Source organism: Pseudomonas sp. J452, assembly GCF_024666525.1.
Lineage (GTDB): Bacteria > Pseudomonadota > Gammaproteobacteria > Pseudomonadales > Pseudomonadaceae > Aquipseudomonas.
In genome coordinates this window covers 424,668-450,266 of sequence record NZ_CP088294.1, presented here as the reverse complement: position 1 = coordinate 450,266, position 25,599 = coordinate 424,668, and the positions used below count along the sequence as shown (strand labels likewise).

The window sequence follows — 25,599 nt, the reverse complement described above, 5'->3', positions numbered from 1 at the left end:
CATGCGCGTTTGCTGGCTGGGCTTGCTGCTGTTGTCGCTGGGCCTGTCGATCGCGCAGGCCGAAGAGGGCGTACCGGTCGAGATCCGGCTGGTCAGCGAGCATTGGGCCGAGCACACCAATCCGGATGGCAGTGGCCTGGCCTGGGACATCCTGCGCCAGGTATTCGAGCCGGCCGGGGTCAAAGTGAGCTTGCAGATCGTGCCCTATTCCCGCTCCATCGGCCTGGTGCAGCGCGGCGAGGCGGATGCCTGGCTCGGTTCCTACCACGATGAAGTGACGGAACACATCCTCTATCCGCAGTGGCATTACGACACCGACCTCATTAGCGCCCTGGGCCTGGCCAGCCAGCCGCTGCCGGCCCTGCAGACGCTCGGCAGCTACCGTCTGGTCTGGATGCGCGGCTACGACTATCAGGATTATCTGCCGGGGCTCGGCAAGTTCCAGGAGGTCGAGCGGCGCAGCGGTATCCTGCGCATGCTCGACCGTGGCCATGCCGATTTCTACATCGATGCCCTGACCGAAGTCGAAGATGTCATGCGCACGGCGACGCAGCCGGAACGCTTCCGCATAACCGAGCTGACAAGCTTGCCGCTGTATCCCGGCTTTGCCGATACTGCGCGCGGTAAAGCGCTGGCGCAGATCTACGACCGGCGCATGGCCGAGCTGGTGCAGAGCGATGCTCTGCGTCCGCTGTTCCAGCGCTGGCAGCAGCCGTACCCCTTCGACAAGGACATGGAGAAAACCGATGCGTCGCCTTGAGTTGCTGATTGCCAGTTTGTTGCTGGTGGTGAGCGCCGTGTTGCATGCCGAGACCCAGGTGCAGGTGGTTGGTCTGTTTCCCAATGCCGCCGTACTGGTCGTCGATGGCCAGCGCAAACTGGTCAAGGCCGGCCAGACCGGCCCCAGTGGGGTGAAAGTGCTGAGTGCCGACAGCAAGGGCGCGGTGTTGCTGGTGGATGGCGTGCAGCGCAACTTCAACCTGACGCGCGAGTACAATCAGGCCGGTAGTGCCGGTCCGCAGACTGAGCAGCTCAGCATCACCCGGGGGATTGGCAATCACTTCTGGGTGGCGGGCTCGCTCAACAGCTATCCGGTGCAGTTCCTCGTCGATACCGGCGCCACTTCGGTGGCGATGAACGAGGGGCAGGCCCGCCGCCTGGGCATCGACTATCGCGTGGTCGGGCGGCCGATGGTGGCCAGCACGGCGGGCGGCAATGTGCGCGGCTGGCGGATCAAGCTCGACCGGGTCAAGGTCGGCAGCATCGAAGTGCTGGGTGTCGAGGGCGTGGTGCTGGAAGGCGATGCGCCGACCGAAGTGCTGCTCGGCATGAGCTTCCTCAGTCGCGTGCGCTGGCGCGAAGAGAATGGCGTGCTGCTGCTGGAATCGAAGATTTAGTAGCGAGTTCTGCTTGGCAATCCGGCAGCGGAGCAGCTTCGCGAGCAGAGCTCGCTTCTACAGTGCTTGCCTGCCGGCTTGCGGGCGCGATCGATCGAATGGCTCGATCCTTATCCCGCACAATTCACGCTGCCAGCCCGGCGGGTGCTGCTGGTACAATGCCGGCCTTTCTGCCGAACACTCAACAGGAGCACCCGGTGTCCGTTGTCTTCGTCGCCGCCTCCCAGCTGCCCACGCCTTTCGCGACTTTCACCATGCACGGTTTCCTCGATGAGGAGACCGGCAAGGAGCACGTCGCCCTGACCCTTGGCCAGGTGAACGATGGCGCTCCCGTGCTGGGTCGCCTGCACTCCGAGTGCCTGACCGGCGATGCTCTGTTCAGCCAGCGCTGCGACTGCGGCGCCCAGCTCGAAGCGGCCTTGCGCGCCATCGCCAAAGAGGGTCGCGGCGTGCTCCTGTACCTGCGCCAGGAGGGCCGTGGCATTGGCCTGCTGAACAAGATCCGCGCCTACGAGCTGCAGGATGCGGGCGCCGATACGGTCGAGGCCAACGAGCGGCTGGGCTTCGCCGCCGACCAGCGCGACTATTCGATCTGCCAACCGATGCTCGATCATCTGGGCATCAGCGCGATCAAGCTGATGACCAATAACCCGCGCAAGGTCAAAGCCCTGGAAGGCTTCGGCGTACGCGTGGCCGAGCGCCATCCGCTGGAAATCGGCCTCAACGTGCACAACCGCAAGTACCTGACGACCAAGGCCGGCAAGCTCGGCCATATGCTCGGCTTGCAGCACCAGGAAGAGGCCGAGTGACGCGCGCCGAAGTGCGCCGCCGGCTGGCCAGCGAATGGTGGCGCCAGCTCGCCCTGACTCTGGCGCCGCTGCTGCTCCTCGGCTTCTTCTTCGGTGGCCAGCCGCCGGTGCTGGCGCTGCTGGAAATGCCGCTGTTCATTGCCGCGATGATTTCCCTGTTCATCACCTTGCCGCTGTTCTCCGCCTACAAGCGCGCGCTGATCGCCACCCAGCAGGCGCTGGATAGCGCCGATGAGCCGGCGGCCTGGGTCGAGCTGGCACGGCGCCGGCGCCTGGCCTTTCTCGCTGCCGGTCTTCCCGCCTGGATCGCCGCTGCGGCGCAGTTCACCGGCCTGCATGCGGTAGCGCTGTTCCTCCTCGCCCTGAGCAGCGTGGTGCTGCTCTGCCTGTACCGCATTCCTCGCCAGCTGGCCTGATGCGACTGCTGCTCGGCGCCTGCCTGCTCGCCTGTGCCTTGCCGCTGGCGGCGGTGGAGCGGGTGGTCAGCCTGGCGCCGTCGATGACCGAGATCATGCTCGAACTGGATGCGGCCGACTTGCTGGTCGGGGTGCTGGATGCCGGCGAGCGCCCGCCGGCCCTGGTTGGCCTGCCTTCACTGGGGCGCTACCAGCAAGTGGAGCTGGAAACCCTGCTCAGCCTCAAGCCCGATCTGATCCTGCTCTGGCCGGACAGCGTGACGCCCAGCCAGCGCGAACAACTGCGCCGCACCGGCATCCCCCTGCATATCGGCGAACCGCATGACTTGCAGGAGCTGGCCGAGCAGTTCGCCGCAGTCGGTGCACGCATCGGCCGCGAGCGCCAGGGTCGTGAGCTGGCCGAGCGTTTCCGCGCCGGCCTGCAGCGCCTGCGCCAGACCTATCGCCGCGAGCCGCCGTTGCCGGTGTTCTACCAGGTCTGGCACCAGCCGCTGTACACCGTCGGCGGTGGCCAGATCATCAGCGATGCCCTGCGCCTGTGCGGCGCCGAGAATGTCTTCGCCGAGCTGCAACTGGCGGCGCCGCAGGTCAGCGTCGAGGCGGTGCTGCAACGCGATCCGGCGGTGATTCTCGCCGGCAGCGTGGCCGAGCTGCAGAGCTGGCAGGCCTGGCCGCAACTCAGGGCAACCCGTCGCCAGCAGCTCTGGGCGGTGCCGGACAAAGGCTTGGAACGGCCCAGCTTTCAGATGCTGGCGGCCACCGAGAAGCTTTGCGAGTTGCTGGCCCAGGCACGGTAGAGCGGGTGTAGCCCGCGTCATCGGCAACGCGGGTTGCACCCGCCCTACGTTCTAGCCCAGGCTGGATTGGCGCGTAGCGGCGAAGCCCGACGAGCGTTGCTCGGCGCGACGTCCCTATATGGCTCTGCTGCGTTACAGCTCCGGCGTCCAGACGAAGCCGATCAGGGCGCTGCGGCCTTCCTGGCTGTAGCTGTAGCGCTCACCCTCATGCTCGTACAGCGAGCGGCTGTAATCCTTGTCCAGCAGGTTATCCAGCTTGGCTTCCAGCTTCAGCTCGGGGGTGGCCTGCCAGCTGCTGCGCAGGGCCAGCAGGCCATAACCGGCCAGCTGGTACTGGTTGTCCGGGTCGTCGTAGCTGCTGCTCACGGCCTGCCAGCTGGCGCCGATGGCGACATCGCCGAAGCTGCGATCCAGATCCAGGCTCAGGGTGCGCCGCGCGCGGCGGTTGAGGGTGTGGCCGCTGTCGCGGTCGCGCGGATCGACGAAGGCCACGCCCAGCTGGCCCTGCCAGCCGAACAGTTCCTGCTGCAGCGCGGCCTCGAAACCATGGATGCGCGCCTTGGCGATGTTCTGCGGGATGAAGTCCTGGTCGTTGGCGATCGCATCTTCGATGTCGGTGCGGTAGACCGAGGCCTCCAGGCGGGTGGTGGCGGCCAGTTGGCTGCGCCACTGCAGCTCGACACTCTTGGAGTGTTCCGGCTGGAGGTTCGGGTTGCTGTAGTCCGGGTAGTACAGGTCGTTGAAGGTCGGTGCGCGGAAGCCTTCGCTGTAGGAGGCGATCAGGTCGTTGCGCTCGTCGAGCGGCAGGGTCAGGGCGCCGCTCCAGGTGTTTTCGCTGCCGAACTGCTCGTTCTTGTCGTGGCGCAGGCCCAGTTCGGTGGAAAAGTGCTCGCCGTCGTAGCGGTGCTGGATGAAGGCGGCCTGGTTCCAGCGCTGTTGCTCGGCGAAGGCGGTGTTGCTGTTGAGCTGGTCTTGGTACCAGTCGGCACCGAGCATCAGGCTGTGGCTGTCGCTCAGGCTCAGGGTGTTCAGCCAGTTGACCGAGTCGCGGTAGGTGTTGAACACGCCGCGCTCGTCGCTGAGTTTATCCAGGCTCTCTTCGCGGTTCTCGCTGTGGCCGACTTCCAGGCGGCTGTTCCAGCTGTCGTTGAGCTGGGCGTCAAAGTAGCTGGAGACGCTGCTGACGGTGAAGTCGCTGTACGGGTCCTGTTCCACCGATTCGAAGGTGGTCATGTCGAAGCGGCCGAAGGGGTTGTCGAACTCGGTGCGGCCGCGCTGGTCGAGGACGCTGACGCCCGCTTCCAGGTTGTCGCTGAAACTGTGGCTGAGGCTCAGGCTGAAGGCCTTGTTGCGGTAGGCGTCGTGATCCTGATCGGCTTCGTAGGAGGTGCCGGTACGGTCGATGCCGTTGGTCTCGTCGAGGCTGCCGGCCAGGCTGAAGCGCGTGGCCTCATCGCCACCGGAAATGCCGGCGCTGCGCTGCCAGGTACCCCGGCTGCCATAGCCCACGCGCACGAATGGCTTGAACCCTTCACCGCTGCTGCGGCGGGTGAAGATCTGCACCACGCCGCCGATGGCATCGGCACCGTACATGGCCGAACGCGGCCCGCGCAGCACTTCGATGCGCTCGATCTGCTCGATATTGAGGTGCTGCAGATTGCTGTCGCCGGAGCTGGCCGAGCCTATGCGCATGCCGTCTACCAGAACCAGGCTCTGCGCCGACTTGGTGCCGCGGATATACAGGCTGGCCAGGCTGCCGCTGCCGTTGTCGGTGACCTGGACGCCGGGCACGCGTTGGAGCAGCTCGGTCACCGAGGATGGTTGCAGGCGCTCGATATCGGCGCGGGTGAACACCGTGCTGGCGGCGCTGCTGGCGCTGCGTTGCTGCACGTCGCGGTTGGCGCTGATCAGGGTTTCCGACAGCTTCAGCGCATCATCCTGGCTGGATGCGGCGTAGACCGGGGTGCAAGGCAGCAGGGCCACGGCAATGGAAAGGCGGGACAACTTCATCGATAAATCCTCAAAGGTCGGCAGACTTTTGAGAAGGGCAGGACAAGCTCTGGCCGTAGCCAGCGCTTGACGGTGATGCCCTCCGCAACACCAGTCGATCCGCCAAGGCCGGTCTCCGGGCTCTCGACTCGCGCTGATCCGCCTTCCCGGATGACTCCAGTGGCTTTTATGGTCAGCGTGCAGGTGGCAACCTGCCGTCGATTACCGTTGCGGGGGCAGCGCCGGGATGGCTCCTCGATGGAGCGCACCGGCTTCCCGTTTAACGCCGTGCTGAGAGCAGCGGCGCACCGTGGCGGAAATGAAAAACGCCGCGCACCTTAGTGCGTGGCTGTATGAAAAACAAGCGGGCTCGATTCGCGGCGACATGAGCGCCGCTCAAGTAAATCGCCAACTCGCCTGTAGGAGCCAGCTTGCTGGCGATCATCGGGCTGCGGATGCGTCGGTTAGGGCGGATGGTCTGCGCTCGCCAGCAAGCTGGCTCCTACAGAGTCGGGCGGGTGAAACCCGCTCGCCGGCCCTGTGCTTAGAGCTGGGCCAGGCGGGCGCGCACGGCCGCTTCGATGCCGGCTTCGTCCAAGCCGCATTCGGCGAGCATCTGCGCCGGCTTGGCGTGCTCCACGTAGCTGTCTGGCAGACCCAGGTGCAGCACGGGCTTGAGCAGGCCTTGCTGGGCGAGGAATTCGCTGACCGCCGAGCCTGCGCCACCCATGATGGCGTTCTCCTCGATGGTCACCAGCAGTTCATGGCTGGCCGCCAGTTCGCGCACCAGGGCTTCGTCCAGCGGTTTGACGAAGCGCATGTCGACCACCGTGGCGTCCAGCGTCTCGCCGACCTTGAGCGCTTCGGCCAGTTGCACGCCGAATACCAGCAGCGCGGTTTTCTGCCCGCGCCGACGCACCAGGCCCTTGCCGATTGCCAGCGGCTCAAGCGCCGGGTCGATCGGCGTGTTCGGCCCGCTACCGCGCGGGTAACGCACCGCCGCCGGACCATCGAAGTGGTAGCCGGTGGTGAGCATCTGGCGCAGTTCGTTCTCGTCGCTCGGCGTCATCACCAGCATGCCGGGGATGCAGCGCAGGTAGGAGATGTCGAAGCTGCCGGCGTGGGTCGGGCCGTCTTCGCCGACCAGGCCGGCGCGGTCGATGGCGAACAGCACGTCGAGGTGCTGCACGGCCACGTCATGAATCAGCTGGTCGTAGGCGCGCTGGAGGAAGGTCGAGTAGATCGCCACCACCGGCTTGACGCCGTCGCAGGCCATGCCGGCGGCCAGGGTCACCGCATGCTGCTCGGCGATGGCCACGTCGAAGTAGCGCTCGGGGAAGCGCTCGGCGAAGGCCACCAGGTCGGAGCCTTCCTTCATTGCCGGGGTGATGCCGACCAGGCGCGGGTCTGCCGCTGCCATGTCGCACAGCCACTGGCCGAACACACTGGAGTATTTCGGCCCGCTCGGCTTCTTGGCTTCGACAACCGGAGCCTTGATCGGCTCCAGCTTGGTGATCGCGTGGTAGCCGATCGGGTCGACCTCGGCCGGGGCGAAGCCCTTGCCCTTCTTGGTCACCACATGGAGGAACTGCGGGCCGTCCAGGTCGCGCATATTGCGCAGCGTCGCGATGAGTGTGGGCAGGTCGTGGCCGTCGATCGGGCCGACATAGTTCCAGCCCAGCTCCTCGAACAGGGTGCCGGGCACCAGCATGCCCTTGGCGTGCTCTTCGACCTTGCGCGCGATCTCCCAGGCGCCGGGCAGGCGCGAGAGGATCTTCTTGCTGCCTTCGCGCATGCTCGAATAGGTGCGGCTGGAGATGATCTTGGCCAGGTAGTTGGATAGGCCGCCGACGTTCTTCGAGATCGACATGTCGTTGTCGTTGAGGATCACCAGCATGTTGGCTTTGACGTCTGAGGCGTGGTTAAGCGCCTCGAAAGCCATGCCGGCGGTCAGCGCGCCGTCGCCGATCACGGCCACCGATTTGCGCCGGCTGTTCTGCAGCTTGGCCGCGATGGCCATGCCCAATGCCGCACTGATGCTGGTGCTGGAGTGGCCGACGCCGAAGGTGTCGTACTCGCTCTCGCTGCGGCGCGGGAAGGCTGCCAGGCCGTCCTTCTGGCGCAGGCTAGCCATGCGCTCGCGGCGCCCGGTGAGGATCTTGTGCGGGTAGGCCTGGTGGCCGACGTCCCACACCAGGCGGTCGTCCGGGGTGTCGAAGATGTAGTGCAGGGCGATGGTCAGCTCGATTACGCCGAGGCCGGCGCCGAAGTGCCCGCCGGTCTGGCCCACGCTGTACAGCAGGTACTGGCGCAGCTCGTCGGCGAGGGTTTCCAGCTCGCTCTCGGCCAGGCGGCGCAGGCCGACCGGCGTCTCGGCGCGGTCGAGCAGGGGCGTGGCAGGGCGCTCGCGGGGGATCTCGTGGAAAGTCGTGGGCATCAGGCTGATCGTTATAGGCGTACAAAAGATGCGGCAGTTTACCCGAAGCGCCGGGAACTGCCCAAACAAGGTTCGACCGGCGCAATCGGTAGCCCGGATGCAATCCAGGGAATGTTGTCCGGGCTAGGGTTAAGTGGCTTAGCTGCGGCGTTCGACGATATAGCGGGCCAGCGCGCGCAGCGGCTCGGCGCTGCTGCCGAACGGGCGCAGGGCGTGCAGGGCCTGGTCGCGCAGTTCCAGGGCGTAGGCCTTGGCGGCGTCGAGGCCGAGCAGGGCCGGGTAGGTCGGCTTGTGGTTGGCTTCGTCCTTGCCCTGGGTCTTGCCCAGGGTAGCGGTATCGCTTTCCACGTCGAGGATGTCGTCCTGCACCTGGAACGCCAGGCCGATGGCGCGGGCGTAAGCCTGTAGCGAGCGCAGCACCGCTTCGTCGGCCTTGCCGCTGGCCAGGGCGCCGAGCTGCACGCTGGCTTCGATCAGTGCGCCGGTCTTGTGCCGGTGCATGACTTCCAGGGCCGCCTGGTCGAGTCGCTGGCCGACCGAGCCGAGGTCGATGGCCTGACCACCGACCATCCCGGCCGGGCCGGCGGCGCGCGCCAGGCCGAGCACCATGGACAGGCGCAGGTTGGCGTCCGCCGGGTTACGGCGCGGGTCGGCCAGCACTTCGAAGGCCAGGCTCTGCAGGCCATCGCCGGCGAGAATCGCGCAGGCTTCATCGAAGGCGATGTGGGTGGTCGGCTGGCCGCGGCGCAGGTCGTCGTCGTCCATCGCCGGCAGGTCGTCGTGCACCAGCGAGTAGGCGTGGATCAGCTCCACCGCACAGGCGGCGCCATCGGCGCGGTCGAGATCGCCGTCCAAGGCTTCGCAGGCGGCATACACCAATAGCGGGCGTACCCGCTTGCCACCGCCCTCCACGCTGTAACGCATGGCCTGGTAGAGCCGTGCCAGTTCACTGCGCGGGGCATCGAAAAGGCTTTCCAGGGCCGCGTCGACGCGGGTCTGGCAGCGCTGCTGGTAGGTCGCGATCATGCCTGGTCGTCCGCGTCGAAGGGGGCTTCCTCCAATTGGCCGTCGCGTTCCAGGAGGATCTGTACCTTCTGCTCGGCCTGGGCCAGGGCGGCCTGGCAGTCGCGAGTCAGGCCGATACCTTGTTCGAAGGCGGTCAGCGAGTCTTCCAGCGACAGTTCGCCACCTTCCAGGCGCTCGACCAACTGCTGCAGGTCGGCGAGGGATTGTTCGAAATCGACGGCGGCTTTCTTGCGGGCCATGGCTAACGTTCTCGTAGGCTCTATAACGGGCGCGACACTAGCAAAGGCAGAGCCGCACAGCTTGGGTAAATCGGTGGCTCAGAAGCGCAGCACTTCCGTGTTGCTGCGGGTCGGGCCGACCATGGGGATCTTCGGCTGCTGCTTGGGTTTGACCGGCGCTGGCGGCGTTGGTGCCGGTTTGCTTTGCGCCGTGGGCTGGTTGCGCAGCGGTTCGATGGCGCCGGCCAGTTGCTCGACCAGTTGCTGCAGCAGCAGGCTCTGCGCCCGTACCTGCTCGGCCGGGCTACCGGCGTGGGCCTGTTCCAGGCGCAGCAGGCGGCTGTCGCGCAGTTGGCCGCTGCGGTCGAGCAGACGCCACTGGGCCTCCAGCACGGCCGGGTGCTGCGGGCCGGAATCCAGGCGGCTGATGCTCAGCAGCACCTGCACATCGGGGCTGAAACCGGGATTGCTCGGGGCCAGCACCAGGCGCTGGCTGTCCAGTCGGGCGGCCAGTTGGCGCAGCAGGAGCTGGTCAATATCGGCGGCCAGGCTGCCGGCCCAGCGCGCATCGTCGGCGGGCACCAGGCTGCCGTCGGCCTGGCGCTGGAGGAAGGCTTCGCGCTGCAGGTAGTCGGCGATCGATACCGGCCCGAGCAGCACGGCCAGGCCCTGAGTCTGTTGCGGTACGCCAGGGTTGCCGCCATCCAGCTGGTACAGCGGGATAGGTTGATGCGCCGTACAGCCGGCCAGGCCGAGCAGGCCGGTCAGCAGGAGAACAAAGGGGAGGCGCAACACGGTCATCTTTTCACCCAGGGGGCCGCGGGTGGCGGCCGGCAGTCATACGCGAGCGGGCAGGGGTTTGCCTGCGGCCGCGTATCATCCGTCAAAGCGCCGCCGGACTCCAGCCTGCGCTGCTCAGCGGGCCGCTGCAGCGGGGTTGCCGAGCAGCGCTGCCGGCAGGGCGCGCACGGCTTTGGCCAATTGCTGGCCGAGCTGTTCGACCAACTGGCCCTGTGCGGCCACCTGGCCGTCCAGGCTGCCGTCGTGGGCCTGCTGCAGGTGCAGCAGGTCGCTGGCGCGCTGTTCGCCGCGGGCATCCAGCAGGCGCCAGCGAGCTTCCAGCACCGCCGGCTGCTGCGGCCCTGAATCGAGGCGGCTGATATGCAGGATGATCTGCGCCTGCGCCGGGAAACCGATGCGATCCGGATAGAGTGCCAGGCGGCTGCTCTGCAGATCGTTGGCCAGGGTAGCGAGCAGCAGCTGACCGATATCGTTCTGCAGGCTGCCGGCCCAGCGGCCGCTGGCGCTGATGTCGAGACGCTGAAGGCTGTGGCGCTGCATCAGGCTTTCCCGTTGCAGGTAGTCGGCCAGCTGCAGCGGGCCGAGCAGCACGGCCGGGCCATCGACACCCTGCGTGGGCGGCGTGGCGCTGCCCTGCAACTGGTAGAACTGCTGGGGTGGCGCGCTGCTGCAGGCGCCGAGCAGCAGGAGGACGAAAGGCAGCAGGCGTTGGCTCATGGCTGGGGTTTCCCGAAGATCAGCGATTGCGGTTGCTGTTCCAGTGTCTCGGCCGTGCGTTGCAGGGCCTTGCTGGCCCGGCTGAGCTCCTGCAGGGTGTTGCCGAGTTCGTATTGCAGGGTCGATTGCGGACCGATGCTCTGGCGGCCATCGAGCAGCAAGCCGTTGGCCTGTTCCAGGGTCTGCCGGGTGCTGGCAGCGGCCTGGCGGATTTCCACCAGGGTGGCGTTGAGTTCGCCGCTGCTGCGCTGCGCCGAGTCGAGCAGGCCGGGCAGTTGCTGCTCCAGGCGCTGGCTCAGGCGGTCGAGGTTGGCCAGGGTGGCGGACAGGCTGCTCAGGCCCTGGTGCAGGTCATCGGAGCTGCTCAGCTTCTCGATCGCCTGCAGGGTGCGGTTAGCCGACTCGATCAGCTCGCCCAGCGGTACTTCGCTCAGGCTTCTGGCCAGGTCCTGCAGCAGATTGGCGGCCTGGTCGATGCGCGAGGGCACGCTGGGGATGCTGGGCAGGTCGACATCGCTGGGGCTGAACACGTAGCCGGCCTGCTCGGGGAACATGTCCAGCGCAACGATGGCCTTGCCGGTCAGCAGGCTGGGGGTCTGCAGCTGGGCGCGCAGGCCGCGCTTGATCAGCTGCTCGACCACCTGGTCGAAACCGCGCTGGCTGGCGGCTTTCTTCGGGTCGACCTGGATGATCACCGGCATCACCACGTCCTTGAGCTTGCGGTCATAGGACAGGCGGATCTCGCGCACGCTGCCGATCTTCACGCCGCGGTAGGTCACGTCGGCGCCGACATCCAGGCCGTCGAGGGCGCCGGTGAAATACACCACGTACTCGTTGGGCTTGCTGAACCAGCTGTCCCGCGACAGCAGCAGAGCGCCGGCCACCAGCAGCACCAGGCCGCCGAGCAGGAAGCTGCCGATCAGAAAGGGTTTGCGTGTTTCGCTCATGCGTCCTCCGCCTTGAGGAATGTGCCGTTGCGTCCGAGGAAGCGTTGTACTGTCTGCGGGCCGTTGGCCAGCAGTTCACGCGGGGCGCCGAGGGCGATCTGGGTGCCGCTCTGGCCGTCGAGGAACAGGCAGGTGTCGGCCACCGCGAAGATGCTCGGCAGCTCGTGGGTGACCAGCACGATACTGGAGCCGAGGCTGTCGCGCAGCTGCAGGATCAGTTCATCGAGGGCCTTGGAGCTGATCGGGTCGAGGCCGGCCGAGGGTTCGTCGAAGAACAGCACCTGCGGATCGAGGGCCAGGGCGCGGGCCAGCGCCGCGCGTTTGCGCATGCCGCCGGACAGTTCGGCCGGGTACAGCTCGTCGCAGCCACCGAGGCCGACCAGGTTGAGCTTGAGCGCGGCCAGCTCATCCAGCTCGGCGCGGCCGAGGTTGGGGCGGTAGGTTTCCAACGGCAGGCAGATGTTCTCGCGCAGGGTCATCGAGCCCCACAGCGCGCTGTTCTGGTAGAGCACGCCGAAGTGCTGCAGCAGCTCGGCGCGGCGCGCCTCGTCCTGCGCCCAGAAGTCCTCGCCGTGGAACAGCACGCGCCCGGCGAGCGGTGCCTGAAGGCCGATCAGGTGGCGCAGCACGGTGCTCTTGCCGCAGCCGCTGCCGCCCATGATGACGAACACTTCGCCAGGCTGGATGCTGAAGTTGAGGTCGTGCTGGATCACTCGCGTGCCGTAGCCGGCGTCCAGCTGTTCGACGATCAGCACGGGCTCGCTCATGTCAGATCCCCAACTGGGTGCAGATCAGCGTGATCAGCGCATCGCTGACCACCAGGGCGACGATGATGCTGACCACCGCGCGGGTGGTGGCCTGGCCCACGGCCTGGGCGTTGCGTCCGCTGGCCAGGCCGTAATGACAGCCGATCAGGCCGATTAGCACGGCGAACACCAGGCTCTTGAAGATGCCGAGCAGGAAGTCGGTGAGGCTGAGCATCTCCAGGCTCTGGTTGAGGTACTGGGTGGCGGAGATGTCGAACAGCCCGGCACCGATGATGAAGCCGCCGAGGATGCCGAGGACGTCGGCGAACACGCACAGCAGCGGCATGGCCACCAGCAGCGCCAGCAGGCGCGGCAGCACCAGGAAGTCCAGCGGCGGGAAGCCGAAGGTCTTCAGGGCATCGATCTCCTCGTTGGCCTGCATGCTGCCCAGTTCGGCGGCGTAGGCCGCGCCGGTGCGCCCGGCCATGATCACCGCGGTCATCAGTGCACCCATCTCGCGGGTCATGCCGATGGCCACCATGTTGGCGATGTACAGCTGGGCGCCGAAGGCCTCCAACTGCGCTGCGCCGACGAAGGCGAGGATCAGCCCGACCAGGCTGGCGATCAGCGCGACAATCGGCAAGGCACCGGGGCCGCATTGCTGCAGGGCCAGCCAGAAATCGCCGGCGCGCAGGCGCGAGCGGCCCTGCAGCAGGCGCAGCAGAGCCAGGCAGACTTCGCCGAGGAAGGTGCAGCTGTTGCCCAGGGTGGTCAGCAGGTCGAGAAAACCCTGGCCCATGCGGGTCAGGGGATTGCCGCTGGCGCTGGTTTTGGCGGCGGCCTTGATCGGGTGGGCGCTGCCCATCTGCAGCAGGCGTTCCACGCCATCGGGCAGCTCCAGCCAGTGCAGGCTGAGCTGACGCTCCTCAGCCAGGCGCTGCACGCGGCGCAGCAGGGCCAGCAGGCTGCTGTCCCAGGCGCTGACCGCGACCCGCACGGGCAGCTCGGCGCCTACGGCCGAATAGGCATCGAACACCGCCTGCAGGTCCGGCTTGTGCGCGTGCAGGGTCCACTGGCCGCTGACGCACAAGTGCGTCTGGCCCTGCGGGTCCTCCTGCCAGCGCAGCTCGGCTGTGGCGGCGTCCATGTCTTCGATCCTCTTAGAGAACCTGTTTACGGTCTTTTGAGTGGCAGCGATGTAGCCCGGACTTCAGTCCGGGAGCCGGTTGACGTGCCCCGGACTGAAGTCCGGGCTACCGGCTCACGTCCCGGCCATGGCCTGGCGGAAATATCGCAAACAGGCTTTTAGCTGTTGGGTACCTCGACCAGCAGCGCGTCGACCCGCTGGAAGCCGCGTGGCAGCTTGTTGCCGCGCCGGCCGCGCTCGCCCTTGTAGTGCTCCAGATCGTCCGGCTTGAGCGACAGGGTACGCTTACCAGCCTGCAATACCAGGGTGGCACCGTTGGGCAGCACGGCCAGGTCGGTGAGGTATTCCTCGCGGCTGGCCACGCGCTCACCGGGGATGCCGATGATCTTGTTGCCCTTGCCTTTGCCCAGTTGCGGCAGGTCGGCGACCTTGAACAGCAGTAAGCGGCCTTCGGTGGTCACCGCCGCCAGCCAGTCTTCCTCGCGGTTGGCCAGCGGCTTGGGCGGCACGACCAGTGCGCCGTTGGGCAGGGTCAGCAGGGTCTTGCCGGCCTTGTTCTTGGCCTGCAGGTCCTCGCCCTTGACCACGAAGCCGTAGCCGGCGTCGGAGGCGATCACGTACAGGGCGTTGTCGTCCGGTAGCAGCACGCACTCGAAGGTGGCGCCCGGTGGCGGTTGCAGGCGGCCGGTGAGCGGCTCGCCCTGGCCACGTGCGGAGGGCAGCGAGTGCGCCGGCAGCGAGTAGCTGCGCCCGGTGTTGTCGATAAATACGGCGAACTGGTTGGAACGGCCCGGCGCGGCGGTCTTGAAGCCGTCGCCGGCCTTGTACGACAGGCCGGTGGCGTCGATGTCGTGGCCTTTGGCGCAGCGCACCCAGCCTTTTTCCGAGAGCACCACGGTGACCGGTTCGGTCGGCATCAGCTCGTTTTCGCTGAGGGCCTTGGCTTCGGCGCGGGCGACGATCGGCGAGCGACGGTCATCACCGTACTTCTCGGCGTCGTCGAGGATTTCCTGGCGCACCAGCTTCTTCAGCTTGGTCTCGCTGCCGAGCAGGGCCAGCAGTTTGGCGCGTTCCTTGGCCAGCTCGTCCTGCTCGCCACGGATCTTCATTTCCTCGAGACGCGCCAGCTGACGCAGGCGGGTGTCGAGGATGTAGTCGGCCTGGATCTCGGTGAGACCGAAGCGCTCCATCAGCACCGGCTTGGGCGAATCCTCGGTGCGGATGATGTGGATCACTTCATCCAGGTTGAGGAAGGCGGTGAGCAAACCTTCCAACAGGTGCAGGCGCTTCTCGACCTTGTCCAGGCGGAACTGCAGGCGCCGGCGCACGGTGCCGACGCGATACACCAGCCACTCGGTGAGCAGGGTGCGCAGGTCTTTCACCGACGGCTTGCCGTCGAGGCCGATGACGTTGGTGTTGACCCGGTAGCTGGACTCCAGCTCGGTGGTGGCGAACAGGTGCTGCATCAGCTCGTCGGCATCCACCCGGTTGGAGCGCGGGATGATGACGATGCGGCACGGGTGCTCGTGGTCCGACTCGTCGCGCAGGTCGGCGACCATCGGCAGCTTCTTGGCCTGCATCTGCGCGGCGATCTGCTCCAGCACCTTGGCGCCGGAAACCTGGTGCGGCAGGGCGGTGACCACGATGTCGCCGTCCTCGACGCGGTACACGGCGCGCATGCGCACCGAGCCCTTGCCGGTTTCGTAGATCTTCAGCAGGTCGCTGCGCGGGGTGATGACTTCCGCCTCGGTGGGGAAGTCCGGGCCGAGGATGTGTTCGCACAGCTGCTCGACCGTGGCGCTCGGCTCGTCGAGCAGGCGCACGCAGGCGGCGGCGACTTCACGCAGGTTGTGCGGCGGCACGTCGGTGGCCATGCCCACGGCGATGCCGGTGGTGCCGTTGAGCAGGATGTTCGGCAGGCGCGCCGGCAGGGTGGCCGGTTCGTCGAGGGTGCCGTCGAAGTTCGGCACCCAGTCGACGGTGCCCTGGCCTAGTTCGGTCAGCAGCACTTCCGAGTAGCGCGACAGGCGCGCCTCGGTGTAGCGCATGGCGGCGAAGGACTTCGGATCGTCCGGCGCACCCCAGTTGCCCTGGCCGTCGACCAGCGTGTAGCGGTAGCTGAACGGCTGGGCCATCAGCACCATGGCCTCGTAGCAGGCGCTGTCGCCGTGCGGGTGGAACTTGCCGAGCACGTCACCGACGGTACGCGCCGATTTCTTGTGCTTGGAATCGGCGTCCAGGCCCAGCTCGCTCATGGCATAGACGATGCGTCGTTGCACGGGCTTCAGGCCATCGCCGATGTGCGGCAGGGCGCGGTCCATGATCACGTACATGGAGTAGTTGAGATAAGCCTGCTCGGTGAAATCGGCGAGGGAACGTCGTTCCACGCCTTCCAGGCTCAAATCGAGGGAGTCGCTCATGCGTGCCTCAGGGTCATTTCAGTGAAGTCGATTGGCGCAGCACCAGGGTGCCGCCCTTTTGAGTAAACTCGAGTTGCTTGAGGGCGCTCATGCCGAGCAGCACCTCGTCGCCGTCCATGCCGGGGGTAATCAGCGCGGCCACATCGTGCAGCTGGATATCGCCCAGTTGCAGCGAGGCCAGGCGCGTGCGCGAGCCGGTCACCGTGCCATTGGCGGTGCGAATCTGCACCGGTGTACCGGGCTCCAGCTGCAAGCGGGCAGCCAGCTCGGCGGGAATCGCCACGGCACTGGCGCCGGTGTCGAGGAGGAAGGTCAGGGTCTGCCCGTTGATCTTGCCGTCCAGCAGGTAGTGGCCGCCACGGCCGCTGGCCAGGCGCACTTCGATATAGCCATCGCCATGCAGTGACTGCGGGGCGCGGTTGGGATTGGCGCGCTGGTCTTCCCAGTTGCCGAACCAGTAGGTGGCCAGCGCCAGGGCGAAGATCCAGGCGAAGATCAGCATGATACGCCCGGCGCGCTGGCCGGCTGGTCGCTCTTCGCTCATGGCGCGCTCCAGCCATCTTTGGGCGCGGCAAACTGCCAGAGCAGGGGCCGGCTTTCGCCATCGCCGCGGGCCTGGCCATCGTTGTCCAGGCCGATCCAGGCGCTACTTTCGTCCAGCCACAGGGCTTCGGCGGCGCCATAGGGTTGCGGATAGCGGCGCGCCTCGGTCAGGGCCGCGGCGGCGAACGACCAGCATTTCTCCAGCAGCCCATCATTGGGATTGCGCCGGCAGATGCGGTGGGCGCCGCGTTCCAGGCTGAACAGCTTGCCGTTGAACAGTTGCAGGTCGCTGAAGTCGACGGGCTGTGTTGCGCCGCTGTCCGGCTCGACCAGCGAAGGCTGTTGCCCTGCTTCGCTGAGCAGCACGCAGCCGCCGGTGCAGCGCCAGCTGCCATTCAGCCGGTGCAGGACCAACAGGCCGCGGCGCTCACGTTCGGCGGCCAGCCACAGACGCTCGCCGTTGGGCTCGATGGCGAGGCCTTCGAACAGGGCGTTGTGGTGCAGCAGCATGCCACTGGCGCGGGCCTGACGGACCAGGGTGGTGGGCAGCTTGAGCCAGTCGGCGCTGCCGCTCGGGCTGATCTGCAACACGCTGGCATGGGCTTCGCTGAGCAGGTAGCGGTTGCCGGCGCTGTCGCAGGTCAGGCTTTCGAAATCCAGGTTGCCGCCGCGCAGCAGGCCGGTCGCCCAGGTGCGTGCGCGCAGGCCCCAGGGCAGGCCGCTGGCGGGCGGTGGCGGGGCGCTGAAGGTTTCGGCCTGAGCTTGCCAGGCATCGCTTTGCACCTGCAGGCGATATAGCCGGTCGTCCTCGCGGTCGGAGACCACCAGCCACTCGTCGCCGCAGCGGGCCAGGCCGGACAGATGGCCGCCGTCCATGCCTTGCAGCGGATGCTCGGCGAGCAGTTCGAGCTCGCCCACTGCAGGCGCGTCGGCTGCGCTGAGCGAGGCGCTCAGCAGCAGACCGAGCAGGGCGCTGCTCAATCTCACGCCAGAACCTCGGCCAGGTTGCCTTTCGACTCCAGCCAGCTCTTGCGATCGCCGGCGCGTTTCTTCGCCAGCAGCATGTCCATGATCTCGATCGTGCCCTCGAAGTCTTCCAGGGTCAGCTGCACCAGGCGGCGGGTGTTGGGGTCCATGGTGGTTTCGCGCAGCTGCGGCGGGTTCATCTCGCCGAGACCCTTGAAGCGGGTGACCTGCGGCTTGCCGCGGCGTTTCTCGGCGACCAGGCGATCGAGGATGCCGTCGCGCTCGGCGTCATCCAGGGCGTAGAAGATCTCCTTGCCCAGGTCGATGCGGTACAGCGGCGGCATGGCGACGTAGACGTGGCCGGCATCCACCAGCGGGCGGAAGTGGCGGACGAACAGCGCGCAGATCAGGGTGGCGATGTGCAGGCCGTCGGAGTCGGCGTCGGCGAGGATGCACACCTTGCCGTAGCGCAGTTCGCCAAGATCGGCCGAACCCGGGTCGACGCCGATGGCCACGGCGATGTTGTGCACTTCCTGACTGGCCAGCACTTCGCCGCCGTCGACTTCCCAGGTGTTGAGGATCTTGCCGCGCAGCGGCAGGATCGCCTGGAACTCCTTGTCGCGCGCCTGCTTGGCCGAGCCGCCGGCGGAATCCCCTTCGACCAGGAACAGCTCGGAGCGCATCGGGTCCTGCCCTGCACAGTCGGCCAGCTTGCCGGGCAGTGCCGGGCCCTGGGTGATCTTCTTGCGCTCGACCTTCTTGCCGGCCTTGAGGCGGCGGTTGGCGTTGCTGATGGCCAGCTCGGCGAGCTGCTGGCCGAGCTCGGGGTGGCCGTTGAGCCACAGGCTGAAGGCATCCTTGACCACGCCGGAGACGAAGGCTGAGGCTTCGCGCGAGGACAGGCGTTCCTTGGTCTGCCCGGAAAACTGTGCATCCTGCATCTTCATCGAGAGGACGAAGGCGATGCGCTCCCAGATATCTTCCGGGGCCAGCTTGACCCCGCGTGGCAGCAGGTTGCGGAACTCGCAGAACTCGCGCATGGCATCCAGCAGGCCCTGGCGCAGGCCGTTGACGTGGGTGCCGCCCTGGGCGGTGGGGATCAGGTTGACGTAGCTTTCCTGCACCGCGTCGCCGCCTTCCGGCAGCCACAGCAGGGCCCAGTCCACCGCCTCTTTATTGCCTGCCAGGCTGCCGACGAAGGGCTCCTCGGGCAGGCGCTGGAATTCACTGACGGCATCCACCAGGTAGGAACGCAGGCCGTCTTCATACAGCCATTCGACTTTTTCGCCGCTGGCCTTGTCCTCGAAACTGACGGCCAGGCCGGGGCAGAGCACGGCCTTGGCTTTCAGTACGTGCTTGAGGCGGCTGACCGAGAACTTGTGCGAGTCGAAGTACTTGGCGTCTGGCCAGAAGTGCACGCTGGTGCCGGTGTTGCGCTTGCCCACCGTGCCGACCACGGCCAGGTCGCTGGCCTTGAAGCCGTCGGCGAAGCTCATCTGGTACTCGTTGCCGTCGCGCTTGACGGTGACGATCACCTGGGTCGACAGCGCGTTGACCACCGAGATGCCGACGCCGTGCAGGCCGCCGGAGAACTGGTAGTTCTTGTTGGAGAACTTGCCGCCGGCGTGCAGCTTGGTGAGGATCAGTTCGACGCCGGGCACGCCTTCTTCCGGGTGGATGTCCACCGGCATGCCGCGGCCGTCGTCGAGCACTTCCAGGGAGTTGTCCTCGTGGAGGATCACCTGGATCGATTTGGCGTGGCCGGCGAGGGCCTCGTCGACGCTGTTGTCGATGACTTCCTGGGCCAGGTGGTTGGGCCGCGAGGTGTCGGTGTACATGCCCGGGCGCTTGCGCACCGGGTCGAGGCCGGAGAGGACTTCGATGGCATCGGCGTTGTAAGAGCTTGCACTCATACCCTTTTCTCCCCCGCGTTGCAGTCAGAAATTTCGCCAGGCAAGGCGCGGGACGCTGGCAATGGCATCCCCTTGGCAAGTCCCGCAACGCCGCATGGCGAAATTTCTGGCGCAACCCGAAGGGACGGTGCCATTTCGCTACGGCGCAGTGTCAGTCGTCGTTCATTTGGCGCACCAAACCTCACTCCTCCTTCCTTGCTCCGTAGCGAAATGGCCTCCGTCGCGAGGGAGAAAAGGGTATGAGTGCAAGCTGTCTGCTGGGCCATGGGGTCTCTTGTCGTCAGTTGATCTGGGCGCTAGACGGGCTGCGCGTTGGCAGCCCGGCGGGCTCAAAGGGTGGAAAAGTCGAAATCTTGCCAGATTGAGCGGTCGAAGCCAGCCAGTTCGAGGATTTCCGGCAGGCGGCCGGCAAAACCCTGGTAGCTGTGGTCGCCGCCTTCCTGGATATCCAGGCTGCAGCCCTGGTAGTAATCCTCGGCCTGGCGGTAGTCGAGGGTCTCGTCGGCGGTCTGCAGCCACACGCGATAGCGTTGGGCGTCCTGCGGGGGCGGCACTTCCAGCTCGGCCAGGGCTTGCACATGGTCGTGGGTCAACAGCCAGGTTTCGCCGCTGTAATGATTGGTCTGCTCGACTTCTTTGCCACCGAACAGCCGGTGCGGGCGTACCGCCGGGTTGATCAGCAGGGCGCTCAGGTCATGCTGCTGAGCCAGGTAGGTGGCGTAGTAGCCGCCCAGCGAACTGCCCACCAGCAGCGGCCGGCCCAGTTCGGCGATGGCCGCCTGCAGCTGGGCCATGGCCTGGCGCGGGTGGTGGTGCAGGGCCGGTACGCGCAGGTGCTGGGCGATCCCGCCGTGTTCGGCAACCCGCAGCAGCTGGCTGGCCTTGGTCGAGGCCGGTGAGCTGTTGAGGCCGTGGATATAAAGGATGCTGGTCATGGGGAGGGGAGGCTACAAGCGGGGGCGGCAGGCTGCAACCGTTGACAGACATGGTTTGGACGAGGGAGCGGCCTGATCAGGTGCTCTTCGTAGGAGCAAGCTTGCTGGCGGCCTCCTGGTTAACCTGCCACATAGATGCAACGGATAGCTCGTTGATCGCCAGCAAGCTGGCTCCTACAGGCTCAATAGCCCTTGACGCTGTAGTCGACGACGAACTGGATGCCGGTGACCCGCGACACGCCGGTCTCCAGCCGGCCGTCGGCATGCAGGCGCAGCCAGCGGTAACCGGGTGCCGTGGTGTCGACCTGGAATTCCTCGCTGCCGGGGGCGAACTGCACGCAGGTGGACGGTGAGGCGAGCAGGCGCACGCCGTCACGCTGCTGGTCGAATTCCTGGTGGATATGCCCCCAGAGGATGGCCTTGACCTGCGGCGCCTTGGCCAGCACGGCAAACAGGGCATCCGGGTTGCGCAAGCCGATCGGCTCCATCCAGTTGCAGCCGATGGAAACCGGGTGATGGTGGAAGCACACCAGGTGGTGGCGTTCGGGCGCGGCGTTGAGCGATTGCTCCAGCAGTTCGAGCTGGTCGTCGCCGAGGAAGCCGGGCACGGCACCGGGAATCGAGGAGTCGAGCAGGGTGATGCGCCAGTTGCCGAGGTCGAGGATCGGCTCCAGTCGATCGCTGTCTTTGCAGGCGGCGCGCATGCTCGGCAGCTCATCGTGGTTGCCGGCGAACCAGCGGGCCTTTGCCGCAACCGGATCGGTCAGCTCGCGAAAGCGCTGGTAGGACGCCAGCGAACCATCCTGCGACAGATCGCCGGAGGCCAGCATCAGGTCGATGTGCGGCTGTTCTTCGCGTGCGCGCTCGATCACCCGCTGCAGGCTGTCGCAGGTGTTCATGCCAAGCAGCTTGCCGTCTTCTTCGGCAAACAGATGACTGTCGGAGAGCTGAACGATCAGCACCGAGGGGTCATGGGCAAGGGTAGCGGGGCGCGACAAGGTGCGACTCCTGAACAGGTTCTCAGGATTATGGTGGCTGAAATGCGATTCGGTAAACCCGGCAAACGTGAACGGGTCACATTTGCCACGTTTGCCGGGCGTTTCTGCGGCGAAAGCCGGGGTGTTCGGGGGTGTCTGGCTAGAAATTGATCGGTGTGCGGCGGTGCGTTGGCCGACGGCCAGGCGATCGTAGGTCGGCTCTCAGCGCACGCTGGCCAGTTCATGGCCACAGGCCATGCAGTGGCTGAGCCATTCGCCGAGGAACAGGTTGAGCTGGGTCTTCTCGTCCGGCTGGTGCATGGCGGCATTCGGGTAGCTGTAGATGCTGCGAAAGCGCCGGGCGTTTTCCGCGCTGACCACCTCGGCCATGCGCGCGTCGTGGTAGACCCGTACTTCCAGCTTGGGCACCGGCAGCCACGGCAGGCTGTGTTCCTGGCGCACCTGCAGGGTGGTGGTGTAGGGGCAGGCTTCCAGCACCTGCAGCACCAGCACGCCGAGCAACTGGTCGCCCTGGCTCAGGGCCACGCGGCGCTCGCCCTGCGCCGCACGCATGTCCGGCAGCAGGCGCAGCAGGCGCGCATAGTTGGCTTCGCAAGCGGCTTGCAGTTCGACCAGGTCGACCCGGTAACGCTCACGCAGCAGGTTCATGACCACAGCCCCCGCACTTCCGCGCGGTTCAGCGCCAGCCATTGCAGGGCGATGATGCTGGCGGCGTTGTTGATGCGCCCGTCCTTGACCGCCTGCAGGGCATCTTCCAGCGGCCAGACATGCACGCGGATGTCTTCGCCTTCCTCGGCCAGGCCATGCACGCCGCCGGCGCCCTGGCTGTCGCAGCGGCCGACATACAGGTAGACGCGCTCGTCGGAGCCGCCGGGGGAAGGGTAGTAGGTGGTGATCGGCCACAGCGCGCCGAGGGTCAGGTCAGCTTCCTCGATGGCTTCGCGGCGGGCCACCTCTTCCGGCTCCTCGTCCTTGTCGATCAGCCCGGCCACCAGCTCCAGCAGCCAGGGGTTGGCGCTCTTGTCCATGGCGCCGACGCGGAACTGCTCGATCAGCACCACGCTGTCGCGCTGCGGGTCGTAGGGCAGCACGCAGACGGCGTCGTGGCGCACGAACAGCTCGCGGCTGAGCTGCGGGCCCATGCCGCCGGCGAACTGGCGGTGGCGCAGATGCAGGCGGTCCAGGCGATAGAAGCCCTTGAAGCAGGTCTCGCGCTGGAGCACCTCGACATCGGCATGTGACATGCAATTCCCCCTCGTGGCAGGGCCCCGGCCCTGCAGAAAATCCAGCCGCCAGCGGCGGGCTACTGGTGAATGTGCGCGCGGCAACCGCGCTTTGGCAAGGGTTGACGCTACGGCCCAGTGCTGTCGCCTGCAGGCCATTCAAGCAAGTTAGTGTGACGTCGATATGCCGTGCTGTTCAGCAATTATCGGAAATAGCAGACTTTTTCATGGACTGCCGCTGAGTATACTCGCGGCCGTCGGTATCGATTTCAACGGGGAGGTAGGGAATGCGCGCTGCAGAGCTGATCGATCTGCTCCGGCAATACGATCCGGACACGGATATCCCGGTGGCTTATACCGACGCCGAATTCGGCGCCGAGCCGCAGTTGCAGGTGGCCAGTTGCTACAGCACTGGCGACACCCGCTGCTACCAGAACCTGGTAGAGCAGGCCCAGGAGGGCCTGGTGGTCCTCGACCCTTCCGGCCGCATCACCTACATGAACCCCTTCATGCAGCACTTCCTCGGCTACTCGCCGGCCGAGGCTCTGGGCCGGCCGTTGGCCCAGGTCATCTCCGCCGACCTGGTGGAAGTGGTGCTGATGCAGCGCCGCCAGGGCCCGTCGGCGGAGCGCTATCCCATGCGTATCCAGGCCAGCGACGGCCAGGTGCGCTGGGTGCAGATGAGCGCGGCGCCGATTCCCAGCGTCGACGGCCGCGACCGCGGCAGCCTGCTGACCATCACCGACATCTCCCACCGCGAGAGCCATGCCGACAAGCTCGGCGACCAGGAGAGCCTGGGGCAGAAGGTCTGGCGTATCTCCGAGCAGCTCGACAGCCTCAAATCCTTGCGCATGAACCTGCTGGCCGAGTTCGAGGCCCTGCAGGACTCGCCGCGCATCGCCGCCACGCCCTACTGGCACCAGCAGCGCTACCTCTACCTGGTGCGCCCGCAGAAGGGCGGCAAACGCGTGCGCGAATACATCGGCGCGCAGCCGGAACGGATCAGCGAGGCCCTGGCCGCCGTGCGCCGCGAACAGCGCTACCAGGAAGTCTGTCGTGAGCTGCACGACATCGAGGAAAAAATCCGCACGTCCACCTTCAAGCTCGACAGCTTCCTCTGGGAGCTGACCACGGTGCCGGATAATCTGCACAAACTCGTGGGCTAGGGCAGGTCCTAGAGCCTCCGCGAGCACTTTTTTCGATGACGATTGCATGACAAACCGCCCCATTTCGGGGCGGTTGTCGTTTGTGCACCTCTAACATCTGTGATCACAGATAAAAATATCAATAAAAACATATAGTTAGTCGTGTTTGTCGTTAATGGCAGCGGAGGCTTTTTGCTCCTTGTTGTGCCATTAAAGCGCTGCATAGGATGCCCGCCTCCCTTACTCCGCAGGACGCCACGATGAGTCACCCACTCCCCCCCCTGGATCACGATCAGTTTTATCGCGAACTTACCCTGCGTAACGCCGGGTTCATCAGCACGGACGAGCAGTGTGGCCTGCGCGAGGCGGTGATCCTCATCGCCGGTTGCGGCTCCACCGGCGGCAGCGTGATCGAGCTGCTGGTGCGTAGCGGTGCCGAGCACCTGATCCTGGCCGACAACGGCAGCTATGAGCTGAACAACGCCAACCGGCAGAACATGGTGGTCAGCGATATCGGCCGGACCAAGGTCGAGGTATTTGCCGAGCGCGTACGCCAGATCAATCCCTACATCAAGCTGGAGCTGCACGGCCACGGCGTGACGCCGGACAACGTCGAAGCCATGGTCGCCCAAGCCGACGTGGTGGTGGACGCCATCGATGTCACCGGCCGCTCCGGCCTGGAAATGAAGTACCTGCTGCACCGCGTCTGTCAGCGTCAGTACAAACCGGTTGTCTGTGGTTACGACATGGCCGCCGCGCAGTACATCCCGGTGTTCGACTACCGCAATCCGGACCTGGCGGTGCTGGATAACCAGCTGAGCGCCGAGCAGGTGGCCACCCTCGATCCGATGCAGGCCTGTTCCTATCTGATCCCGGTGGAGTGCGTGCCGCTGGATATGTACGCCGAGCTGGATCGCCATCTGGCCGGCAAGGACTACACCTCGCAGCTGGGCATCGCCGCCCACCTGTTCGGCACCCTGGCCACCGCGTTGATCATCGATCTGCTCAATGGCCGCGCGGTACGTGAGGCCATCTATGTCGACGTCTGGGAACTGACCCGGCGCCGCGATGCCCAGGCCGAGCGCGAACACCAGCGCCTGCTGGAGCAGGGCCGTCAGGCCCTGGCACAGTGGCGCCAGCTACCGCCGGAGCGGCCCGATGCGTTCTTCCTCGAGCGTTCGGTGAAGCACTACCAGGCGCCGCTGCTGGGCGGCCTGCGCAGCTACCAGCAGTTCTGCATCGACCGCCGCGCCGGCATCGCCACTTACGCGATTCCCAACTACCAGCTGGATAACAACCTGACCCGCCAGCTGCTGCGTTTCGCCTTTGTCCACTACGCCAAGGTCGGCTTCATCAACCCGCAGGTGGCTTCCAGCCGCCAGCTGCACGCCGAGCCGCTGGAGCACCTGGCGCAGGAGGACGTGCACATCGTCCTGGTGCGCGAGAGCGACCAGCAGTTGCTGGCCTATTCCACGCTCAAGGCGCCGATTGCCCGCGGCAAGCGCTTCGACGACGCGCAGCGCCCGGCCTTTGGCGTAGAGACCGCCTTCGGTCGTGACCTCTATGCACAGATCACCGAGCTGCAGGAGCTGCCGGTGGAGCAGGTGCGCGAGATCGGTCGGGTGACCAAGGCGCAGATCGGCGATCCGCTGCTGGAGGCCAAGGCCGGCATGCTGCTGCTAAGCGCCTACGGCCGCCTGCTGTGCAAGGCCGACAGCGGCGTGGTCGCGATGGTTGGTGACGGTGAGCGCCAGGTCACCCTGCGCAACCTCGGTTTCTTCGGCTTCCGCCCGCAGGTGATGCCGGCACGCGACGCCAGCATCCCGGCCGAGCATCTCTACGCCAACCGCTATCAGGGCCGCGAGGTGCACCCCTTCTGGCTGCGTCTGGACGCCATCGACCACGAGCGGGTGGCACAGATCGAGGCGCTGATCGAACTCGAAGGCGACGAATTCCTTTCCCAGCTGCGCGCCGCCAAGCAGCAGACCCCTCTGCACACAGGAGCATGA

The 25,599-nt window shown here is 66.2% G+C and carries 24 protein-coding genes and 1 riboswitch; of the genes, 7 read left to right on the top strand and 17 right to left on the bottom strand.

The genetic code is table 11. From position 1 onward, the window contains the following. The first annotated feature begins 1 nt into the window (after position 1). The 5 genes from LRS11_RS02065 to LRS11_RS02045 all read left to right on the top strand — a co-directional run bounded on the left by LRS11_RS02065 (position 2) and on the right by LRS11_RS02045 (position 3,419). Positions 2-760, top strand: coding sequence for a substrate-binding periplasmic protein (locus LRS11_RS02065; RefSeq protein WP_260495322.1), 759 nt, complete (start codon positions 2-4; stop codon positions 758-760). Next, on the top strand, positions 747-1,397 hold the full coding sequence (locus LRS11_RS02060; protein WP_260495321.1) for a TIGR02281 family clan AA aspartic protease: 651 nt from the start codon (positions 747-749) through the stop codon (positions 1,395-1,397). Before LRS11_RS02065 ends, LRS11_RS02060 begins: the two co-directional genes overlap by 14 nt. Positions 1,398-1,594: 197 nt before the next feature. Further along, positions 1,595-2,206, top strand: coding sequence for a GTP cyclohydrolase II (ribA, locus tag LRS11_RS02055; protein ID WP_173203225.1), 612 nt, complete (start codon positions 1,595-1,597; stop codon positions 2,204-2,206). Next, complete coding sequence (locus LRS11_RS02050) at positions 2,203-2,622, top strand: MFS transporter (RefSeq protein ID WP_260495320.1); 420 nt, start codon at positions 2,203-2,205, stop codon at positions 2,620-2,622. The genes ribA and LRS11_RS02050 overlap by 4 nt, the downstream gene beginning before the upstream one ends. Then, entirely contained in the window at positions 2,622-3,419 is a 798-nt protein-coding gene (locus tag LRS11_RS02045; RefSeq protein WP_260495319.1) for a cobalamin-binding protein, read from the top strand. Before LRS11_RS02050 ends, LRS11_RS02045 begins: the two co-directional genes overlap by 1 nt. A gap of 132 nt (positions 3,420-3,551) precedes the next feature. On the opposite strand, the gene LRS11_RS02040 is transcribed toward LRS11_RS02045, so the two are convergent. The 17 genes from LRS11_RS02040 to LRS11_RS01960 form a co-directional block, all read right to left on the bottom strand. Continuing rightward, entirely contained in the window at positions 3,552-5,429 is a 1,878-nt protein-coding gene (locus LRS11_RS02040; RefSeq protein ID WP_260495318.1) for a TonB-dependent receptor domain-containing protein, read from the bottom strand. 88 nt (positions 5,430-5,517) lie between these two features. Beyond that, positions 5,518-5,736, bottom strand: a riboswitch (cobalamin riboswitch). 216 nt (positions 5,737-5,952) lie between these two features. Then, positions 5,953-7,845 carry a 1-deoxy-D-xylulose-5-phosphate synthase gene (dxs, locus tag LRS11_RS02035; RefSeq protein WP_260495317.1) on the bottom strand — a complete coding sequence of 631 codons (1,893 nt, stop codon included), beginning with the start codon at positions 7,843-7,845 and terminating at the stop codon, positions 5,953-5,955. A 138-nt stretch (positions 7,846-7,983) separates the two neighbouring features. Further along, positions 7,984-8,871: a (2E,6E)-farnesyl diphosphate synthase gene (gene ispA / locus LRS11_RS02030; protein ID WP_260495316.1), complete on the bottom strand. Its 888-nt coding sequence runs from the start codon at positions 8,869-8,871 to the stop codon at positions 7,984-7,986. Further along, positions 8,868-9,110: an exodeoxyribonuclease VII small subunit gene (locus LRS11_RS02025; protein ID WP_173203240.1), complete on the bottom strand. Its 243-nt coding sequence runs from the start codon at positions 9,108-9,110 to the stop codon at positions 8,868-8,870. The genes ispA and LRS11_RS02025 overlap by 4 nt, the downstream gene beginning before the upstream one ends. Positions 9,111-9,188: 78 nt before the next feature. After that, positions 9,189-9,890, bottom strand: coding sequence for a membrane integrity-associated transporter subunit PqiC (locus tag LRS11_RS02020; protein WP_260495315.1), 702 nt, complete (start codon positions 9,888-9,890; stop codon positions 9,189-9,191). A 114-nt stretch (positions 9,891-10,004) separates the two neighbouring features. Continuing rightward, complete coding sequence (locus LRS11_RS02015) at positions 10,005-10,607, bottom strand: membrane integrity-associated transporter subunit PqiC (RefSeq protein ID WP_260495314.1); 603 nt, start codon at positions 10,605-10,607, stop codon at positions 10,005-10,007. Then, positions 10,604-11,554 carry an MlaD family protein gene (locus LRS11_RS02010; RefSeq protein WP_260495313.1) on the bottom strand — a complete coding sequence of 317 codons (951 nt, stop codon included), beginning with the start codon at positions 11,552-11,554 and terminating at the stop codon, positions 10,604-10,606. The genes LRS11_RS02015 and LRS11_RS02010 overlap by 4 nt, the downstream gene beginning before the upstream one ends. Continuing rightward, on the bottom strand, positions 11,551-12,321 hold the full coding sequence (locus LRS11_RS02005) for an ABC transporter ATP-binding protein (protein ID WP_260495312.1): 771 nt from the start codon (positions 12,319-12,321) through the stop codon (positions 11,551-11,553). The genes LRS11_RS02010 and LRS11_RS02005 overlap by 4 nt, the downstream gene beginning before the upstream one ends. A gap of 1 nt (position 12,322) precedes the next feature. Beyond that, entirely contained in the window at positions 12,323-13,447 is a 1,125-nt protein-coding gene (locus tag LRS11_RS02000; RefSeq protein ID WP_260495311.1) for an ABC transporter permease, read from the bottom strand. Between the two features lie 158 nt (positions 13,448-13,605). Next, a complete protein-coding gene (gene parC / locus LRS11_RS01995) occupies positions 13,606-15,867 on the bottom strand; it encodes a DNA topoisomerase IV subunit A (protein ID WP_260495310.1) in 2,262 nt (753 codons plus the stop codon). Between the two features lie 13 nt (positions 15,868-15,880). Further along, the gene (locus LRS11_RS01990; protein ID WP_260495309.1) at positions 15,881-16,411 is read right to left on the bottom strand and encodes a TIGR02281 family clan AA aspartic protease; all 531 of its coding nucleotides are present in this window, start codon (positions 16,409-16,411) and stop codon (positions 15,881-15,883) included. Beyond that, positions 16,408-17,391, bottom strand: a complete 984-nt coding sequence (locus LRS11_RS01985) for an esterase-like activity of phytase family protein (RefSeq protein WP_409519797.1) — start codon at positions 17,389-17,391, stop codon at positions 16,408-16,410. Before LRS11_RS01985 ends, LRS11_RS01990 begins: the two co-directional genes overlap by 4 nt. 2 nt (positions 17,392-17,393) lie before the next feature. Next, the gene (parE, locus tag LRS11_RS01980) at positions 17,394-19,289 is read right to left on the bottom strand and encodes a DNA topoisomerase IV subunit B (protein WP_260495308.1); all 1,896 of its coding nucleotides are present in this window, start codon (positions 19,287-19,289) and stop codon (positions 17,394-17,396) included. A 329-nt stretch (positions 19,290-19,618) separates the two neighbouring features. Then, positions 19,619-20,224, bottom strand: coding sequence for a YqiA/YcfP family alpha/beta fold hydrolase (locus LRS11_RS01975; protein WP_260495307.1), 606 nt, complete (start codon positions 20,222-20,224; stop codon positions 19,619-19,621). A 182-nt stretch (positions 20,225-20,406) separates the two neighbouring features. Further along, positions 20,407-21,222, bottom strand: coding sequence for a 3',5'-cyclic-AMP phosphodiesterase (cpdA, locus tag LRS11_RS01970; RefSeq protein ID WP_260495306.1), 816 nt, complete (start codon positions 21,220-21,222; stop codon positions 20,407-20,409). 201 nt (positions 21,223-21,423) lie between these two features. Further along, positions 21,424-21,876 (bottom strand): DUF1249 domain-containing protein, encoded by a 453-nt coding sequence (locus tag LRS11_RS01965; RefSeq protein WP_182834455.1) that lies wholly within the window; start codon positions 21,874-21,876, stop codon positions 21,424-21,426. Next, on the bottom strand, positions 21,867-22,466 hold the full coding sequence (locus tag LRS11_RS01960; RefSeq protein WP_260495305.1) for an NUDIX domain-containing protein: 600 nt from the start codon (positions 22,464-22,466) through the stop codon (positions 21,867-21,869). The genes LRS11_RS01965 and LRS11_RS01960 overlap by 10 nt, the downstream gene beginning before the upstream one ends. Positions 22,467-22,732: 266 nt before the next feature. On the opposite strand from LRS11_RS01960, the gene LRS11_RS01955 reads away from it, so the two are divergent. Together LRS11_RS01955 and LRS11_RS01950 are read left to right on the top strand one after the other, a co-directional pair. Continuing rightward, positions 22,733-23,611: a PAS domain-containing protein gene (locus tag LRS11_RS01955; protein WP_260495304.1), complete on the top strand. Its 879-nt coding sequence runs from the start codon at positions 22,733-22,735 to the stop codon at positions 23,609-23,611. Positions 23,612-23,850: 239 nt separating this feature from the next. Further along, on the top strand, positions 23,851-25,599 hold the full coding sequence (locus tag LRS11_RS01950; RefSeq protein WP_260495303.1) for a ThiF family adenylyltransferase: 1,749 nt from the start codon (positions 23,851-23,853) through the stop codon (positions 25,597-25,599).

Bases quoted from the DNA above. Each gene is read 5' to 3' on its own strand.
- LRS11_RS02065 (WP_260495322.1), top strand. From the start codon at position 2: ATGCGCGTTTGCTGGCTGGGCTTGCTGCTGTTGTCGCTGGGCCTGTCG.
- LRS11_RS02060 (WP_260495321.1), top strand. From the start codon at position 747: ATGCGTCGCCTTGAGTTGCTGATTGCCAGTTTGTTGCTGGTGGTGAGC.
- LRS11_RS02045 (WP_260495319.1), top strand. From the start codon at position 2,622: ATGCGACTGCTGCTCGGCGCCTGCCTGCTCGCCTGTGCCTTGCCGCTG.
- LRS11_RS02040 (WP_260495318.1), bottom strand. From the start codon at position 5,429: ATGAAGTTGTCCCGCCTTTCCATTGCCGTGGCCCTGCTGCCTTGCACC.
- dxs (WP_260495317.1), bottom strand. From the start codon at position 7,845: ATGCCCACGACTTTCCACGAGATCCCCCGCGAGCGCCCTGCCACGCCC.
- ispA (WP_260495316.1), bottom strand. From the start codon at position 8,871: ATGATCGCGACCTACCAGCAGCGCTGCCAGACCCGCGTCGACGCGGCC.
- LRS11_RS02025 (WP_173203240.1), bottom strand. From the start codon at position 9,110: ATGGCCCGCAAGAAAGCCGCCGTCGATTTCGAACAATCCCTCGCCGAC.
- LRS11_RS02020 (WP_260495315.1), bottom strand. From the start codon at position 9,890: ATGACCGTGTTGCGCCTCCCCTTTGTTCTCCTGCTGACCGGCCTGCTC.
- LRS11_RS02015 (WP_260495314.1), bottom strand. From the start codon at position 10,607: ATGAGCCAACGCCTGCTGCCTTTCGTCCTCCTGCTGCTCGGCGCCTGC.
- LRS11_RS02010 (WP_260495313.1), bottom strand. From the start codon at position 11,554: ATGAGCGAAACACGCAAACCCTTTCTGATCGGCAGCTTCCTGCTCGGC.
- LRS11_RS02005 (WP_260495312.1), bottom strand. From the start codon at position 12,321: ATGAGCGAGCCCGTGCTGATCGTCGAACAGCTGGACGCCGGCTACGGC.
- LRS11_RS02000 (WP_260495311.1), bottom strand. From the start codon at position 13,447: ATGGACGCCGCCACAGCCGAGCTGCGCTGGCAGGAGGACCCGCAGGGC.
- parC (WP_260495310.1), bottom strand. From the start codon at position 15,867: ATGAGCGACTCCCTCGATTTGAGCCTGGAAGGCGTGGAACGACGTTCC.
- LRS11_RS01990 (WP_260495309.1), bottom strand. From the start codon at position 16,411: ATGAGCGAAGAGCGACCAGCCGGCCAGCGCGCCGGGCGTATCATGCTG.
- parE (WP_260495308.1), bottom strand. From the start codon at position 19,289: ATGAGTGCAAGCTCTTACAACGCCGATGCCATCGAAGTCCTCTCCGGC.
- LRS11_RS01975 (WP_260495307.1), bottom strand. From the start codon at position 20,224: ATGACCAGCATCCTTTATATCCACGGCCTCAACAGCTCACCGGCCTCG.
- LRS11_RS01960 (WP_260495305.1), bottom strand. From the start codon at position 22,466: ATGTCACATGCCGATGTCGAGGTGCTCCAGCGCGAGACCTGCTTCAAG.
- LRS11_RS01955 (WP_260495304.1), top strand. From the start codon at position 22,733: ATGCGCGCTGCAGAGCTGATCGATCTGCTCCGGCAATACGATCCGGAC.
- LRS11_RS01950 (WP_260495303.1), top strand. From the start codon at position 23,851: ATGAGTCACCCACTCCCCCCCCTGGATCACGATCAGTTTTATCGCGAA.